The organism is Paenirhizobium naphthalenivorans, from assembly GCF_007992095.1.
GTDB classification, from domain to species: Bacteria; Pseudomonadota; Alphaproteobacteria; order Rhizobiales; family Rhizobiaceae; genus Allorhizobium; species Allorhizobium naphthalenivorans.
This window is the reverse complement of sequence record NZ_BJZP01000010.1, coordinates 63844-79256: the sequence shown is the minus strand read 5'-3', so window position 1 is coordinate 79256 and position 15413 is coordinate 63844. Positions and strand designations below refer to the sequence as shown.

The window sequence follows — 15413 nt, the reverse complement described above, 5'->3', positions numbered from 1 at the left end:
TGTCTGAAACCGCAGGCTTCAAGGATCGGTCGAATGGTGGAAATCTCTAATGGCAGTCTTACGGGTGCGGCGCCGGTCCTTTCGGTCCGGGACCTGACGACCTCCTTCAGGGTGGGAGATGAATGGCGTTCGGTGGTCAAGGGCGTGAGTTTCGACGTGGCGCCGAGGGAAACAGTCGCGATCGTCGGCGAGTCGGGATCGGGCAAAAGCGTCACGTCCTTGTCGATCATGCGGCTTCTGCCACAGAATGCCAGCCGCATCGAGGGCAGCGTCAAGCTCAACGGGCGGGAACTGCTCACGCTCGGCAACGAAGGCATGCGCAGGGTCCGCGGTAATGAGATCGCCATGATCTTCCAGGAGCCGATGACCTCGCTCAACCCGATCTTTCCGATCGGCAAGCAGATCGCCGAAGCGATCACCTGCCATCGCAGTGTTTCCTCGGCCGAGGCGAAGGCGGAAGTGCTGCGGCTGTTGGACAAAGTACGCATTCCCAATGCCAAGAGCCGCTTCGACGACTATCCACACCAGTTCTCCGGCGGCATGCGCCAGCGCGTGATGATCGCCATGGCGCTTGCCAGCCGGCCGAAGGTCCTGATCGCCGACGAACCGACAACGGCGCTCGACGTGACCATTCAGGGCCAGATCCTCGACCTGATCAAGGTGCTGCAGGAAGAGGAGGGCATGGGGGTCCTGTTCATCACCCATGACATGGGCGTGGTGGCGGAAGTCTCAGACCGGACCATCGTCATGTTTCGCGGCGAAGCCGTCGAGACGGGCACGACCGACGACATATTCAACCGCGGCAAGCACCCCTATACCCGCGCGCTTCTCTCGGCTGTGCCGAAGCTTGGCTCGATGGGCGGTCACGAGCGGCCGATGCGCTTTCCGGTGATCGATATCGCCACCGGCGAGACGCGGATCCCGGAGACAGAAGCCGGCGGGGTCGATGAAAGCACGCGCCCGGTTCTCGAGGTGAAGAACCTCACCACGCGCTTCGACATCCATTCGGGCCTGCTCGGTCGCAAGAGCGGCGCGGTCCATGCGGTGGAAGACGTTTCCTTCGACCTTCGGGCAGGGGAGACGCTCTCTCTGGTCGGCGAATCCGGCTGCGGCAAGTCGACGACAGGGCGTTCGATCACGCGCCTGGTCGAGCCGACCGCAGGGGCGATTTCGCTCGATGGCTACGACGTCGTCAATCTTGACCGGATCGCGCTGCGTAAGATGCGCCGCAGTGTCCAGATGGTGTTCCAGGACCCGTTCGCCAGCCTCGACCCGCGCATGAGCGTCGGTAGCGCGGTGATGGAGCCCTTCATCGAGCATGGGCTTGGCGCCAAAGCCGAGGCACGGGAAAAGGCGGCGGACCTGCTCGAAAGGGTCGGGCTGAAAGCCGATATGATGCATCGCTTTCCGCATGAGTTCTCCGGCGGCCAGCGCCAGCGTATCGCCATCGCCCGATCATTGATGCTCGATCCGAAGGTGATCGTCGCCGATGAGGCGGTCTCGGCGCTTGACGTGTCGATCAAGGCCCAGGTCTGCAATCTGCTGCTCGATCTGCAGCAGAGCTTCAATCTCGCCTATCTGTTCATTTCCCACGACATGGCCGTGGTTGAACGGGTGAGCCATCGGGTGGCGGTCATGTATCTCGGCGAAATCGTCGAGATAGGCCCGCGACAGGCCGTGTTCGACAATCCGCAGCATCCCTACACGAAAAAGCTGATTGCGGCGGTGCCGGTCCCCGATCCGGCCCGGCGTAGCCTGAAACGGAACGTTTCCACCGACGAGATCAAGAGTCCGATCCGCCCGGTCGGTTATGTGCCGCCGAAGCGGACCTACCGCGAAGTGTCGGCCGGGCATCTGGTCCAGGTATGAGGCTATGGCGCGTGGTTGGCGGGCGCCTTTGCCGAAGGCAGCGCTAATCGTTGCCAGTCATCGCTTCATTCGTCCTTAAACAAACATTCGTCATTGTCTGCATCTAAGATCAAACCCTCGGGTGGAGGGGGGGCAGGGAGCAGTATGGCGGAAAGCGACGGGGCAAAGGTGGACGAATCGGGGGACCACGACGCGCGTAAGCGGGGCGGGCGGCTCTCCGAGATTCTGACGAGTCTTGCCATGGATGAGAGCCGTGATCGCGTTTCCGTCGCGGACATATTCCAGGCCATGGGCGACCGCGCCTTCGGAGCCTTGATTCTGATCTTCGCGTTGCCAAATGTCGTGCCGACCCCGCCGGGAACCTCGGCGCTGACCGGCGCGCCACTTGTCTTCCTGTCCGCCCAACTCATGCTCGGCCAGGTGCCCTGGCTGCCGCAGATCATCGCCAAAAGGTCGATGAGCCGTGCCGATTTCGCCTCGATCGTCATTCGCCTCGCCCCTTGGCTGGCACGTGGCGAGCGGATGCTCCGGCCAAGGTTGAGCTTTTTCATCTATCCGCCGGCCGAATATGTCATCGGCCTGCTTTGTCTCGTCCTGGCGGTCATCCTCACCCTGCCTGTGCCGCTCGGCAATATCCTGCCGGCGATTGCCATCTGTCTGTTCTCCTTTGGTATTCTTGAGCGTGACGGTGTGTGTGTCCTTCTGGGGACGGTGATGTTCGGCGTGTCGCTCACCGTCGTCGCCGGGGTGCTCTACGCGCTCGTCAAGGGTTTCATCCTGCTGCTCACGGCAACGGTGTTCTGAACGTCGGAAACCTGTGACCTCAGCCAGGAGACGCTTTGCAATGTGCGGGCGGGCGGCCTATCGTCCGGTTTTCGATCATCCCCCTGGAGACATGCCATGTTGATCTCGCTCTATCAGATGCAGCCGATTTCCGGCGACGCTGCGGGAAATCTTTCGAAGATCGCCCAGGCGGCGGCGGCGGCCTCCGACATGGGGGCGGACCTGCTGGTGACGCCCGAGCTTTCCGTCAGCGGTTATGCCTTGAGCCCTGCCCAGTTCTCCGAGATTGCAGAGGGGCGCGATGGCGACATCATCGGCGCGCTCCGGGAAATCGCCGCCGAATTCGAGATCGCTGTTTGCGCCGGCTTTCCCGAACGGGATGGGGATGTTGTCTACAATAGCGCCGTGCTGGTACGGCCGGAGGGGGGCACCGAGTTCTACCGCAAGACCCACCTCTATGGCGATGGCGAACGCGCCGCTTTCGCTCCGGGCACGGAAGGCCCATGCGTCTTCGATTTCGCCGGCATCCGCACTGGCATGCTGATCTGCTATGACGTCGAGTTTCCGGAATATGTCCGCAGCCTGGCGCTGGCGGGTGCGGAGCTTGTTCTGGTGCCGACAGCGCTGCCGGCCGGGATCATCAGCCGGCGGGTGGCGGACATGGTGGTGCCGACGCGGGCTTTCGAGAACGGGCTTTTCATCGCCTATGCCGATCTCTGTGGCGAGGAGGGTGCGCTCTCCTATAGCGGCCGTTCGGCCGTCGTCGGTCCGGACGGCGACGAGCTTGCGCGTGCAGGCCTGCGCGAGACCCTGCTGGTGAGTGAAATCGATCCGACCGCCTATGACGACTGCCGAAAGCAGAACCCCTATCTCATCGATCGGCGGCCGGATCTTTACCGGCTGGGGTGACGGAGCGTAGCCGCGACAGGGACAGGGAGCAGCCTGGCCTTCGGCCTTGTCCGGCGGTCCCCGGCATCCTACATCCGCAGCGATATGATGGAGGTTCCGAATGATCCTTGACGCCGCTGGCCTTGCTTTGCGCAATCTCTTCGCGCCGGAGACCCGCTCGGTCTTCTGGAAGGTGATCGGTCTGACTCTCCTGGTGCTGGCCGGCCTGTGGTTTGCGTTGCGCGAAGCCTTCGTGGCCTACGCCATGCCCTGGGTCGATGTGCTCGTCCCCGGCACGCCCGAATGGGCCGGTTGGCTGACCTTCGTCATCGGCATGTTCGCCAGCGTGGGATTGGCTCTGGCTCTGGCTCTGCTTCTCTCCTCTGTCACGGCCATCATCGCCGGCCTTTTCCTTGACGACGTCGCGGACGTCATTGAAAAACGCGACTATCCGGCCGATCGTCCCGGCACGGCCATGCCGATCGGCGCGGCGATAGTCTCCTCGCTGAAATTCTTCGGCATCGTGATCGTCGGCAATATCATTGCGCTGCTGCTGCTGCTTGTGCCGGGCGTCAATATTTTCGCCTTCTTCCTCGTTAACGGCTATCTGCTGGGCCGGGAATTCTTTGAATTCGCCGCCATGCGTTTCCGCTCGCCCGAGGAGGCGCGGCAGTTGCGCTCCCGCCATGCCGGGACAGTCTTCGTCGCCGGTCTGCTCATCGCCGGCTTCCTGGCGATCCCCTTCGTCAATCTGCTGACGCCGCTCTTTGCCGCTGGGCTGATGGTGCATCTGCACAAGATGTTGACGCGGCGCGGCGTATCCGTCGCCTGACTAGTCCGTCGGACCAAACAATTGCGGTGGCAATTCCACCAGAGGCGCCGGCACGTCGCAGGTCTTTTCCGGCGACTTGCAGATGTCAGCGATGATGCAGCGTTCGCATTCGGGCTTGCGCGCCTTGCAGCAGTAGCGCCCGTGCAGAATCAGCCAGTGATGGGCGTGAAAGAGATACTGCTTCGGGATGATCCGCATCAGTTTGGCCTCGATCTCGTCTGGCGTCTTGCCCGGCGCGAGGCGGATGCGGTTGGCGATGCGAAAGATATGAGTGTCGACGGCGATGGTCGGAATACCGAAGGCCATGGACATGACGACATTCGCCGTCTTTCGGCCGACGCCCGGCAGCGTCACCAGTTCCTCGCGCGTCTTCGGCACTTCACCGCCGTAGACCTCGACCAGCCGCCGCGACAGGGCGATGATGTTCTTCGCCTTGTTGCGAAAAAGGCCGATGGTCTTGATGTAGTCGCGGACCTTGTCCTCGCCGAGATCGAGCATCTTCTGCGGCGTGTCGGCGACCTTGAACAGGGCGCGCGTCGCCTTGTTGACGCCGGCATCGGTCGCCTGCGCGGAGAGCGCGACCGCGACCACGAGAGTGAAGGGATTGACATGCTCAAGCTCGCCCTTCGGCTCTGGGCGCTGGATCGAGAAGCGGCGGAAGATCTCTTCGACCTCGGCCTTGGAATAGGCAGACCGGGCCGCAGGCTTACGCTTCGCGGTTTCGGGATTTGACTTTTTCAGCGTTTGGGTGCTGGATTTCTTCATCGGACTCGTCATGAACAATCTATAGTCGGCCACAATGACAGAAGGCAATGTGAACACCGTCGTGGAGCAGCCGATATTCGCTGCCGAACTTGTTCCCTACCGCTCGCTCGGCCGGAAGGGCTTCCGCATCCTGCTGATGATCACGGGTTGCGTGTGCGCGGTGCACGCGATGTTCTTCATGGTGACCGGCGCCTGGCCGATCGGTCTGTTCTTCGGTCTCGATTTCCTGCTGCTCTACGGCGCTTTCTGGCTCAACTATCGGTCTGGCCGGGCGCGTGAAGAGGTCTATGTCTCACGAACCGATGTCGCGATTCGCAAATTCACCCCGTCAGGGCGAATGACCGAATATTGGTACAACCCTTTCTGGGCTCGCTTCTTCGTCAAGCGGCACGCCGAGATCGGTATCGTCTCGATGCAGGTGACCGGGCAGGGGCGACGCACCGAGATTGGCGCGTTTCTCAATCCTGATGATCGGGAGAGCTTCGCCAAGGCGTTCAAGGGCGCGCTGGCGACCGCCAAGCAGCGGATCTGAACCTGGCGCGTGACAGGTTCGGCAGGTCCGAGATGACGGCCATGTTGCAGCCGATGAATTCCCGATCTCCGGCAAGAAACGGGTGGCGAGAAGTGTCGGCTCGTGGTCAAGTTGCGGCAAGAGACTGAGGATTTCGCCATGACCCTTGCCCAGCAGATCGACCTTTCGGCCTTGACCGACATCACGCCAGAAGGCTTTGACTATGAAACGGTGCGTCGCGTGATCGAGATGCTGACGCTCGACTATCAGGCGCAGCCCTCGCTGGACACCATCGCAGCACGACTCGGCCTTTCGCAAAGCCAGTTGCAGAAGACGTTCACCCGCTGGGCCGGCTTGACGCCGAAGGGTTTTTTGCAGGCGGTCACCCTTGATCATGCCAAGCGGCTGCTCGGGCAGGAAGGCATGCCGCTTCTGGAGACATCCATCGAACTCGGGCTGTCCGGGCCGGGTCGGCTGCATGATCTGTTCGTCACGCACGAGGCGATGTCGCCGGGCGAATGGAAGGCAAAGGGGGCCGGGCTGACCATTCGTTACGGCTTTCATTCCTCGCCCTTTGGGCAGGCGCTGGTGATGGCGACCGATCGGGGACTTGCCGGTCTCGCCTTTGCCGATCCGGGTGGGGAGGCCGCCTGCTTCGATGACATGGCGCGGCGCTGGCCGGCGGCCCATTATGTGGCCGACCAGCAGGCGACCGCACCCTACGCGGCGCGCGTCTTCGACCCGCAAAGATGGTCCGGCGAACAGCCCTTGCGCGTCGTTCTGATCGGCACCGATTTTCAGGTCCGGGTCTGGGAAAGCCTCCTGGAAATTCCGCTTGGCAAGGCGGTCACCTATTCCGACATCGCCGCCAGAATCGGACAGCCGACAGCAAGCCGGGCGGTGGGCGCGGCCGTCGGCCGTAACCCGATCTCCTTCGTGGTGCCCTGCCATAGGGCGCTCGGCAAAAGTGGTGCGCTCACCGGCTATCACTGGGGTTTGACGCGCAAGCGCGCCATGCTGGGCTGGGAGGCGGGGAAAATCTCCGGCTGACTGTTCGTGCCGATGGATCAATTAATCGATTAGATTCGTTTTCCCACATTCTTGACTTTGCCGTCTGTGGCTGGTGATAGTCGGCTCGATTTTTCCGGCCTTGCCGCCTTCTAAACAGGGATGACGATGATGACCTCCAAACTCGAACAGCTTCGCGCTATGACCACCGTGGTCGCCGACACCGGCGACATCGAGGCCGTGGCCCGCCTGAAGCCGGTCGATTGCACCACCAATCCGACGATCGTCTTGAAAGCGCTTGGTACGGAGGCCTTCGCCGAAACGTTCAAGGCGGAAATCGCCTGGGGCAAGGCGCAGGGCGGATCGGGCGAGGCGGTGACGGCGATCGTGGCCGACAGGCTGGCGGTCTCGGTCGGCGCGGCACTCGCCAAGATCGTTCCCGGTCGTGTGTCGACCGAGGTCGATGCCGATCTCTCCTTCGACACTAAGGGCTCGATCGCCAAGGCACATGAGATCATCGCCGGCTACAAGGAGCGCGGCATTGAGCGCGACCGGATCCTGATCAAGCTCGCCTCCACATGGGAAGGCATCCGTGCGGCGGAAGTGCTGCAGAGCGAGGGTATCGACTGTAATCTGACGCTGCTCTTCTCCAAGGCCCAGGCGATCGCCTGCGCTGAGGCCAAGGCCTTCCTCATTTCGCCCTTCGTCGGTCGTATCCTCGACTGGTACAAGAAGTCGACCGGCGAGACCTATACGGCTGAGACCGATCCGGGCGTGCTGTCGGTGCGTTCGATCTACAATTATTACAAGGCCAACGACATCAAGACCATCGTCATGGGTGCCTCGTTCCGCAATGCCGGCGAGATCGAAGCGCTGGCCGGGTGCGATCGCCTGACGATCAGCCCGGCGCTGCTTGATGAGCTGGATGCCGATCAGGGCGCGTTGCAGCAGATGCTGTCGCCGGAAAAGGCCACGCCCGAACCGCGCGTTTCGCTTGACGAGAAGGCCTTCCGTTGGGCGATGAACGAGGATGCCATGGCGACTGAAAAGCTCGCCGAAGGCATTCGCGCTTTCGCCAAGGACCTCGGCACGCTGCGCGGCATGGTCGCCAAGGCGCTTGCGGCTTAAAACGCAACGATCAGGTTCCCTCTCGTTCGCCTTGGGGGAACCTGAAACGGCCTTTCGCTCAGGCTTCAGGCGCTTCTCCTCGGCGAGGAGGACGTGCCCTTACCAGCCCATCACCACATCATCGGGAATATGGAACGTCTCTTCGCCGTTAATGGTGACGATGGCGACACCGCCCTGTTTGCGGGAGCGTACCTCGGAGCCGTCCTTGGCGGAAAAACGGCCGGCGCGATAGCTGAGCGAGCGCGTATAGCCATCGGGAAAGGTGAGGTCGATCTCGGCGAAGGGGCCGTTGCGGACGACGCCGTAGGCGCAGGCCCCGACCCGTGGATCGCCGAGCGTCTGGCAGCGGATCGTGCCTGTGGCATGATAAGCGGTGCCCGGGATCACGCGTTCCTCGTCGTCTTGCAGTAGTCGACCGCCCGGTTGCACCCATTCATCGGTGATGTAGCGCCCGTTCACCCAGCCGCTGATGCGCGGCTGGTCATAGGTGGAGACCCGGCACCAGAAGCCACCATCGCGTTCGCTGCAACCGAGATTGCGCACCGGCTGGCTCTCCTGAAGCGCGCCGATCACCCGGAAGGCGGGCCCTGGGCCTGAGCGGATATTGAGCATGTCATCGGGCATCAAACCATAGACATGCCAGATCGCTGCGTCGTCGGAGGGGTTTCCGCCGAGGTCCGGAGCCGGGATGACCTGCAGCTCCTGCGCGCCCACCGTCGCCGGCAGGAGCGTGGCCACAAGGGCGATAAGGACGGGCAGGACAAGACGCATGCGGAGACTCCTCTGTTCGCGGCGGACGATAATACACTGGCCGAAACGTCGCCAGATTATCTTGGCCAAAGGTAAACGGGGCCTGTCCAAAAGCCATCCAGCCATGGGCGACAGGGTGTTGTTCACCGTCGGCCTAAAATACTTGCTAAGCAAATAATTTGTATGCAATGTAAATTCATGAAAGCAAATCAGCGCAGAGAATTCGGGTTCCGTTTGGTCGGCCTTTCGCGCCGCTGGCGCCATTATGTCGACGAGGGCGTGGCCGCCGCGGGTTTAAGTGACGCGACCTGGGCTCCGCTCTTTCACCTCCACCGGGCAGGTGGAGGCCTGCTGCAAAAGGAGCTCGCCGCCCGCATAGGTCTCGACGGTTCTAGCTTGGTGCGCTTGCTCGACATCCTAGAGGGACTGGGGTTGTTGCAGCGGCACACCGAGGCGGATGACCGCCGGGCGAAGCGTCTCTATCTCACTTCAGCCGGGACGGAGCGGGTGCAGGAGATCATGGGCCGCCTCGTGCCGTTGGAGAACGACCTGCTGCAGGATCTCGGTGATGCCGAGATTGCCGTTGTGCTTTCCGCCTTCGAGAAGATTGAAGCGCGCATCCGGGGTGGATGCGAGCCGGATGGGTGTTAATCGATGTCCCCGAAGCAATGGATGATCCAATTCGGCTTTGATATGCCGCGGCTTGGCTTTTCGCTGCGCACGGCCCTTGCCGCCTGCCTTGCGCTGCTCGTCGCCTGGGCCATCGGACTTGAGCATCCGCAATGGTCGGCGATGACTGTGTGGGCCGCGGCGCAGCCGACCCGGGGGCAATTGCTGGAGAAGGGCTTTTTCCGCGCCCTCGGCACCCTGATCGGTGTGGCGGTGGGCGTTGGCCTGGTCGCCTTCTCCGGCGGTCATCCGGCGCCACTGGTCATTGGACTGTCGATCTGGATCGGCATTTGTGTGGCTGCCGGCAATCTGTTGCGGGGCTATGTCTCTTATGGCGCGATGCTGTCCGGCTATTCCGCCTCCATGGTGGCGCTGCTCGACAGCGGCCACCCGGACCATGTTCTCTCTCTTGGCGCGGACCGCGCGGCGACTATCATGGTCGGGGTGGCGACGGCGGTGGTGATCGGCTGGCTGTTGACGCCGGCGACCGCCGAGCAGGAAATGACGGGCCGGATGCGCCGTGTGACGGCGCGGCTGTTACGGGATCTGGCGCTCGGCCTTAAGACCGGTACGGCTGCTCCGCTCGGCGATGAACAGCAGGCACTGCTGGCGGAGATGGCGGCGATTGACGAACTCCTGGATCCGCATGGTGCAGGCTCCCGCCGTTCGCGCCAGACCGTGCGGGCGATGCGTACCGTGCTTTCGGTGCAGGTCTCGCTGCTCTTGGCTGGCCGTCGCGGCGCGCACCCGCACGACGAGGCCGTGGCGGCTCTTCTAGACAGCGCCGCAAGCGGCTTCGAAGGCGGTGGCAGTGCGGACGCGCCGCTTGCGGCGATCGATCAGGCGGCAGATCACGCCGGGCTTGAAAGTGAGCTGGGGGCCGCATTGCAGTCGCTGAGCCAGGCGATCCGCACTCACCGCGTCGCGCTCGGGCAGGATGTTCAGGCCCCGGCGAATACGTCGGCTTCAGCCGGTTACCCGATTGTCCTACACCGCGATTGGATCGGCGCGCGGCAGGCGGCCATCCGTGCAACCGCCTGCATGCTGGCGGTCGGCTTCCTGTGGGTGGTGACGGGCTGGGCCTCGGCACCCTATCTGCTGCTCGGTCTGTCGATCATGACGACAATCTTCTCGACCTTCGAGAACCCGGCCCAGACCATGCGGTACGTGCTGCTTGGGCAGGTGCTGGGTTCGGCCGGGGCGTTGCTCTGTCGCTTTGTCGCCTGGCCGCTTGCCGGCAACGAGCTGGAGGTGGTGCTCCTGACCTTGCCGTTCATCCTGGTCGGCCCATTGTTTTTCTCCCATCGCCGGACGCTCCCGACCGCATTCGACTATGCGATGGTCTCCCTGTTGTTGCTGCACCCCGTCTATCCGCTGACCGGCGATCTCCCGTCCATGCTGTCAAGCATCGTCGCGCTGCTCATGGCGCCGCTGATCGCGCTCGTCGCCTACAAGGCGATCTTCCCGCTTGATGCCGGCAAACGGCTCGACATGCTGATCGTCATGATGGTGCATGAATTGCAGGACATGGCGCGGGCGGAGGATGCTTCGCAGCATCGTCTGACCTGGCGGGCGCGGCTGTATCATCGCCTGTTGCGGCTCATCCGCTATGCGGAGCGCAGCGGCGGTACCCATCGTGAAGTCACCGAAGGCGGTCTAGCGGTTCTGTCGGTCGGCCGTTCGATCCTGATGTTGCAGGATCTCGTGCGTTCCGGCGCTATGGCACCGGGTGCGGAGCGGGCGGCACGGGCCGCCCTGCAACGGCTGAAACAGGTCCGGTCGGCGCCGGAAAAGGCCGCGTCAGCCATGGCACGCGCGGCGGAGCGGCTGGCGGCGGCGCACAGCCGCGAGGCTGGGCAACTCGCCGGGGCGGCCGAGGCACTTCAGGCGAATGGCGCCTTTTTGCAGCGGGCCCGCTGATGGCCACAAAAAAGGCGGCGCAGCCGGAGCCGCGCCGTCCTGGTGATCGTTTCGAGCGAGTTCAGTGGGCGATCATCACATGGCGGACCGCCGTGTAGTCCTCCAGCGCATAGACCGACATGTCCTTGCCGTAGCCGGACTGCTTCAGGCCGCCATGCGGCATCTCGTTGCAGAGCATGAAGTGGGTGTTGATCCAGGTGCAGCCGTAGCGCAGGCGGGCCGCCGTCTTCATGGCGCGCGAGATGTCCTTGGTCCAGACCGAGGAGGCAAGGCCGTAGTCACTGTCGTTGGCCCAGGCGATCGCATCGTCGGTTTCCGAGAAGCGTGTGACCGAAACGACCGGGCCGAAGACCTCGCGCCGGACGATCTCGTCGTCCTGCAAAGCGCCGGCGATAACGGTCGGAGCATAGAAGAAACCCTTTTCGCCGGAGACCTTGCCGCCGGCCACGACTTCCATGTGGCTGTGTTCGGAGGCGCGGGTGACGAAGCTCTCGACGCGGTCGCGCTGGCGCCTGGAGATCAGCGGGCCGATCTCGTTCTCTGTGTCGTCGGCCTGGTTGAACTTCAGCGTCGAGACGGCGGAGGCGAGGTCGGCGACGAAGTTGTCGTAGATCTTGTCGCTGGCGTAGATCCGGCAGGCGGCGGTGCAATCCTGGCCGGCATTGTAGAAGCCGAAGGTGCGGATGCCGGCGACGACGGCTTCGAGGTCGGCATCGTCATAGACGATGACCGGGGCCTTGCCGCCGAGTTCCAGATGGGTGCGCTTGACCGACTTGGCGGCAGCGGCGAGCACCTTCTTGCCGGTGGCGATATCGCCGGTGATCGACACCATGTTGATCTTCGGGTGGTTGATCAGCGCATTGCCAACGCTTTCGCCGCGACCGAGCACAACGTTGACGACGCCTTCCGGCAGGATGTCGGCCAGCAGCTTCGCCATCTTCAGCGCCGTGAGCGGGGTCTGTTCCGACGGCTTGAAGACGACGGTATTGCCGCCGGCGATCGCCGGTGCCAGCTTCCAGGCCATCATCATCAACGGATAGTTCCACGGTGCGATCGAGCCGATGATACCGACCGGATCGCGACGGATCATCGAGGTGTGGCCGGGGAGGTATTCTCCGGCGACCGGGCCGTGGAGCGAGCGGATGGCACCGGCGAAGAAACGCCAGCAATCGACGATCGCCGGAATCTCGTCGTTTCTGACGGCATTGATCGGTTTGCCGCAGTTGAGCGATTCAAGAGCGGCAAAGCCGTCGGCATCCGCCTCGATCGCGTCGGCGATCTTGAGCAGATAGGCCGATCGTTCGGACGGCGTGGTCGCCGACCAGTTGTCGAAGGACTTTTCCGCTGCATCGACGGCGGCGTCGACCTGAGCGAGGGAGGCCTCGGGCAGTTCCAGAATGGTCTCGCCGGTCTTCGGGTTGAGGACCTTTTCCTCGGTCTCGGTGCCGGCCTCGAACGTCGAGCCGATCAGCATTTGCGTGTCCATGTTGTTCTCCCTCAAACTATTGAGTTTCAAAGTCTCTATTTGCCGCTGCCGGCGATCTGGTCGGTGTCGCGGGTCAGGTAGTAGGCGGCGAGGATCGGCAGGAAGGTGACGATCACCACCAGCATGGCGACCACATTGGTGACCGGGCGCTGGCGCGGGCGGATCAGCTCTTCCAGCATCCAGATCGGCAGGGTCGCCTGCTGGCCCGCGGTGAACGTGGTGACAATGACCTCATCGAAGGACAGCGCGAAGGCGAGCATGCCGCCGGCGAGAAGCGCTGTCGCGATATTCGGCAGCACCACGTAGCGGAAGGTCTGGAAGCCATCGGCGCCCAGGTCCATCGAGGCCTCGATCAGCGAGCCGGAGGTGCGGCGGAACCGGGCGACGGCGTTGTTGTAGACCACGACCACGCAGAAGGTCGCATGGCCGAGGATGATCGTCCATATCGAGAAGGGGATCTCGGCGAGCGAAAAGGCGGAGCGCAGCGCGATACCGGTGATGATGCCGGGAAGCGCGATCGGCAGGATGACGAGCAGTGAAATCGCCTCCCGGCCGAAGAATTTCGTGCGCGAGACGGCGGCGGCCGCGAGCGTGCCGAGCACCAAGGCGACAGCGGTTGCGATCGAGGCGACCCTGACCGAGAGGCCTAGTGCCTCCCACACATCCGGGCGGCCCCAGGTCACGGCGAACCACTTGGTGGTGAAGCCCGGTGGAGGCCACTGGAAGCTCTTCTCCTCGGTGGTGAAGGCATAGACGAAGATCAGGAGGATCGGCAGGTGCAGGAAAAGCAGGCCACCGGCGGCCGCGAGTTTCAGCGGCCAGGTGGCGCCGGAGGAACGGTCAGAGCGCATCAAAAGCCCCCATGCGTTTGGCAGCCCAGAGATAGGCGCCCATGATGACGATCGGCACGACCGAGAAGGCGGCCGCGAGCGGCACGTTGCCGGCGGTGCCCTGCTGGGCATAGACGGCCTGGCCGATGAAGAGGCGCGAGGAGCCGACGATCTGCGGGATGATGTAGTCGCCGAGCGTCAGTGAGAAGGTGAAGATCGAGCCGGCGATGATACCCGGAAGGGCAAGTGGCAGTATCACGTGGCGGAAGGTCTGTCCCGGTCGGCCGCCGAGATCGCCGGAGGCCTCGATCAGGTTCCCCGGGACGCGCTCGAGCGACGCCTGGACGGGCAGTACCATGAAGGGCAGCCAAACATAGACGAAGACCAGAAACGTGCCGATGTAGCTGATCGACAGCGAATTGCCGCCGATCACCGGGATGGCGAGAATGGCGTCCAGCAGCCAGCTCAGGTGAAGTTTGGCAAAGGCCCAGGTCAGGATGCCTTCCTTGGCGAGGATCAGCTTCCAGGCATAGACCTTGACCAGATAGCTCGACCACAAGGGCAGCATGACACCGATGTAGAAGAAAGCCTTCCATTTTCCGGTGGCGTAGCGCGCCGCGTAATAGGCGATCGGGAATGCGAGCACCGCCGCGGCCAGTGTCACGGCGGCCGCCATCAGCACGGTGCGCACGATGATGTCGAAATTGGCCGGGTTGAGCAGCTGTCCGTAGGTCGAAAGCGTCAGCTCGTAGCTGATCATTCCCGAGAATTCGTCGATCGAGAAGAAACTTTGCAGCAGCAAGGCGAGCAATGAGCCGACGTAGATGATGCCGAGCCAGAGGAGCGGCGGGATCAGCATCAGCGCCAGCAGGAGGGCCGGTCGACGCCAGAACAGGTCGGACAGGCTTCCCATCAGGCCGCCGCGTCCGGGCAGGATCGATGTGTTCGCTACGTCGCTCATGCGGCGTCATCCATGTAGTGCAGGTCGGACGGCTGCCAGGAAAGACCCGTGCCGGAGCCGACATCCGGCACGGGTTGGCCTGCCGGCACCATAACCGTCAAGTTGGTGTTGCCGGCCGCAACGGTCAGTCGCGTGGCCGCCCCCAGGAAGCTCCTCGAGCGGACGGTCGCGGCAATACCACCTGTGGCAACAAGCCGGATCGACTCGGGGCGAAGGCTCGCCCATTTCGCCTCGCCGCCGAGCTTCTGCATCTCGGCTGGTGAAATCACGTTGGAAGAGCCGACGAAATCTGCGACGAAGCGCGTTTTCGGGCGGTTGTAGATGTCTTCCGGCGTGCCGGCCTGAACGATCTTGCCGTCGTTGAACACGGCGACGCGATCGGCCATGGAGAGCGCCTCGCCCTGGTCGTGGGTGACGAAGATGAAGGTGATGCCGAGCGAGCGTTGCAGGGTCTTCAACTCGTCCTGCATCTGCTCGCGCAGCTTGAGGTCCAGCGCGCCGAGCGGCTCGTCAAGCAGCAGTACCTTGGGCTTGTTGACCAGCGCCCGAGCGAGTGCCACACGCTGGCGCTGGCCGCCCGAGAGTTGGCCGGGCTTGCGGGCGCCGTAGCCTGGCAGCTTGACGAGGTCGAGCGCCTGTTCGGCAAGCTGGAGGCGTTCGGACTTTTCGACACCCTTGACCATCAGCCCGTAGGCAACGTTGTTGAGAATGTCGAGGTGGGGGAAGAGGGCGTAGTCCTGGAACACCGTGTTGACGTGGCGGCGATAGGGCGGCACGCCTTCCGCAGTCTCGCCGAAGATCTCGATATGGCCGGCGGACGGCTGCTCGAAGCCGGCGATCAGGCGCAGGCAGGTGGTCTTGCCTGAACCGGAGGGGCCTAGCATGGCAAAGAACTCGCCCGGCGCGATCTTGAGGTCCACGGCATCGACGGCTTTGACGGCGCCGAAATGGCGCGACACCTTCGAGAATTCAACGGCTGCGTTCATGTGTACTCCAGGGAAAGTTTGAGTTGC

The 15413-nt window shown here is 63.2% G+C and carries 15 protein-coding genes; 9 read left to right on the top strand and 6 right to left on the bottom strand.

The features are described 5' to 3' along the window. Positions 1-33: 33 nt before the first annotated feature. The 4 genes from RNA01_RS11985 to RNA01_RS11970 all read left to right on the top strand — a co-directional run bounded on the left by RNA01_RS11985 (position 34) and on the right by RNA01_RS11970 (position 4372). Entirely contained in the window at positions 34-1869 is a 1836-nt protein-coding gene (locus RNA01_RS11985; protein ID WP_147180450.1) for an ABC transporter ATP-binding protein, read from the top strand. A gap of 144 nt (positions 1870-2013) precedes the next feature. Further along, complete coding sequence (locus tag RNA01_RS11980) at positions 2014-2673, top strand: exopolysaccharide biosynthesis protein (RefSeq protein ID WP_147180449.1); 660 nt, start codon at positions 2014-2016, stop codon at positions 2671-2673. 96 nt (positions 2674-2769) lie between these two features. Then, a complete protein-coding gene (locus RNA01_RS11975; RefSeq protein WP_147180448.1) occupies positions 2770-3561 on the top strand; it encodes a carbon-nitrogen hydrolase family protein in 792 nt (263 codons plus the stop codon). Between the two features lie 100 nt (positions 3562-3661). Next, positions 3662-4372 (top strand): sulfate transporter family protein, encoded by a 711-nt coding sequence (locus RNA01_RS11970; protein WP_147180447.1) that lies wholly within the window; start codon positions 3662-3664, stop codon positions 4370-4372. Here the strand turns inward: RNA01_RS11970 and nth are convergent, their stop codons facing one another. Next, entirely contained in the window at positions 4373-5149 is a 777-nt protein-coding gene (gene nth / locus RNA01_RS11965; RefSeq protein WP_147180446.1) for an endonuclease III, read from the bottom strand. 22 nt (positions 5150-5171) lie between these two features. Between nth and RNA01_RS11960 the strand changes: the two genes are divergently transcribed. The 3 genes from RNA01_RS11960 (at position 5172) to tal (ending at position 7784) form a co-directional block, all read left to right on the top strand. Continuing rightward, positions 5172-5669 (top strand): DUF2244 domain-containing protein, encoded by a 498-nt coding sequence (locus RNA01_RS11960; RefSeq protein ID WP_147180445.1) that lies wholly within the window; start codon positions 5172-5174, stop codon positions 5667-5669. A gap of 138 nt (positions 5670-5807) precedes the next feature. Beyond that, positions 5808-6698, top strand: coding sequence for a methylated-DNA--[protein]-cysteine S-methyltransferase (locus tag RNA01_RS11955; protein WP_147180444.1), 891 nt, complete (start codon positions 5808-5810; stop codon positions 6696-6698). A 129-nt stretch (positions 6699-6827) separates the two neighbouring features. Further along, the gene (tal, locus tag RNA01_RS11950; protein ID WP_147180443.1) at positions 6828-7784 is read left to right on the top strand and encodes a transaldolase; all 957 of its coding nucleotides are present in this window, start codon (positions 6828-6830) and stop codon (positions 7782-7784) included. Positions 7785-7883: 99 nt separating this feature from the next. Here tal and RNA01_RS11945 read toward each other — a convergent pair whose 3' ends face one another. Continuing rightward, a complete protein-coding gene (locus tag RNA01_RS11945) occupies positions 7884-8555 on the bottom strand; it encodes an SH3 domain-containing protein (RefSeq protein ID WP_170253435.1) in 672 nt (223 codons plus the stop codon). Positions 8556-8732: 177 nt separating this feature from the next. Between RNA01_RS11945 and RNA01_RS11940 the strand changes: the two genes are divergently transcribed. Next, on the top strand, positions 8733-9185 hold the full coding sequence (locus tag RNA01_RS11940) for a MarR family winged helix-turn-helix transcriptional regulator (protein WP_147180441.1): 453 nt from the start codon (positions 8733-8735) through the stop codon (positions 9183-9185). A 3-nt stretch (positions 9186-9188) separates the two neighbouring features. Then, positions 9189-11123 (top strand): FUSC family protein, encoded by a 1935-nt coding sequence (locus RNA01_RS11935; protein WP_147180440.1) that lies wholly within the window; start codon positions 9189-9191, stop codon positions 11121-11123. Positions 11124-11184: 61 nt separating this feature from the next. Here the strand turns inward: RNA01_RS11935 and RNA01_RS11930 are convergent, their stop codons facing one another. From RNA01_RS11930 to RNA01_RS11915, 4 genes are read right to left on the bottom strand one after another with little or no spacing between them, the layout of a single operon-like run. Further along, positions 11185-12609, bottom strand: coding sequence for a gamma-aminobutyraldehyde dehydrogenase (locus RNA01_RS11930; RefSeq protein ID WP_147180439.1), 1425 nt, complete (start codon positions 12607-12609; stop codon positions 11185-11187). Positions 12610-12644: 35 nt separating this feature from the next. Then, the gene (locus tag RNA01_RS11925; protein WP_147180438.1) at positions 12645-13460 is read right to left on the bottom strand and encodes an ABC transporter permease; all 816 of its coding nucleotides are present in this window, start codon (positions 13458-13460) and stop codon (positions 12645-12647) included. Continuing rightward, complete coding sequence (locus RNA01_RS11920; RefSeq protein ID WP_147180437.1) at positions 13450-14400, bottom strand: ABC transporter permease; 951 nt, start codon at positions 14398-14400, stop codon at positions 13450-13452. Before RNA01_RS11920 ends, RNA01_RS11925 begins: the two co-directional genes overlap by 11 nt. Further along, a complete protein-coding gene (locus tag RNA01_RS11915) occupies positions 14397-15386 on the bottom strand; it encodes an ABC transporter ATP-binding protein (protein ID WP_147180436.1) in 990 nt (329 codons plus the stop codon). The genes RNA01_RS11920 and RNA01_RS11915 overlap by 4 nt, the downstream gene beginning before the upstream one ends. Between the last annotated feature and the right edge of the window lie 27 nt (positions 15387-15413).

Coding starts and splice junctions, on each gene's coding strand:
- RNA01_RS11930 (WP_147180439.1), bottom strand. CDS start 12,609: ATGGACACGCAAATGCTGATCGGCTCGACGTTCGAGGCCGGCACCGAG.
- RNA01_RS11920 (WP_147180437.1), bottom strand. CDS start 14,400: ATGAGCGACGTAGCGAACACATCGATCCTGCCCGGACGCGGCGGCCTG.
- RNA01_RS11970 (WP_147180447.1), top strand. CDS start 3,662: ATGATCCTTGACGCCGCTGGCCTTGCTTTGCGCAATCTCTTCGCGCCG.
- RNA01_RS11985 (WP_147180450.1), top strand. CDS start 34: ATGGTGGAAATCTCTAATGGCAGTCTTACGGGTGCGGCGCCGGTCCTT.
- RNA01_RS11935 (WP_147180440.1), top strand. CDS start 9,189: ATGTCCCCGAAGCAATGGATGATCCAATTCGGCTTTGATATGCCGCGG.
- RNA01_RS11945 (WP_170253435.1), bottom strand. CDS start 8,555: ATGCGTCTTGTCCTGCCCGTCCTTATCGCCCTTGTGGCCACGCTCCTG.
- RNA01_RS11980 (WP_147180449.1), top strand. CDS start 2,014: ATGGCGGAAAGCGACGGGGCAAAGGTGGACGAATCGGGGGACCACGAC.
- RNA01_RS11975 (WP_147180448.1), top strand. CDS start 2,770: ATGTTGATCTCGCTCTATCAGATGCAGCCGATTTCCGGCGACGCTGCG.
- RNA01_RS11925 (WP_147180438.1), bottom strand. CDS start 13,460: ATGCGCTCTGACCGTTCCTCCGGCGCCACCTGGCCGCTGAAACTCGCG.
- RNA01_RS11955 (WP_147180444.1), top strand. CDS start 5,808: ATGACCCTTGCCCAGCAGATCGACCTTTCGGCCTTGACCGACATCACG.
- RNA01_RS11940 (WP_147180441.1), top strand. CDS start 8,733: ATGAAAGCAAATCAGCGCAGAGAATTCGGGTTCCGTTTGGTCGGCCTT.
- RNA01_RS11960 (WP_147180445.1), top strand. CDS start 5,172: ATGACAGAAGGCAATGTGAACACCGTCGTGGAGCAGCCGATATTCGCT.
- RNA01_RS11915 (WP_147180436.1), bottom strand. CDS start 15,386: ATGAACGCAGCCGTTGAATTCTCGAAGGTGTCGCGCCATTTCGGCGCC.
- tal (WP_147180443.1), top strand. CDS start 6,828: ATGACCTCCAAACTCGAACAGCTTCGCGCTATGACCACCGTGGTCGCC.
- nth (WP_147180446.1), bottom strand. CDS start 5,149: ATGACGAGTCCGATGAAGAAATCCAGCACCCAAACGCTGAAAAAGTCA.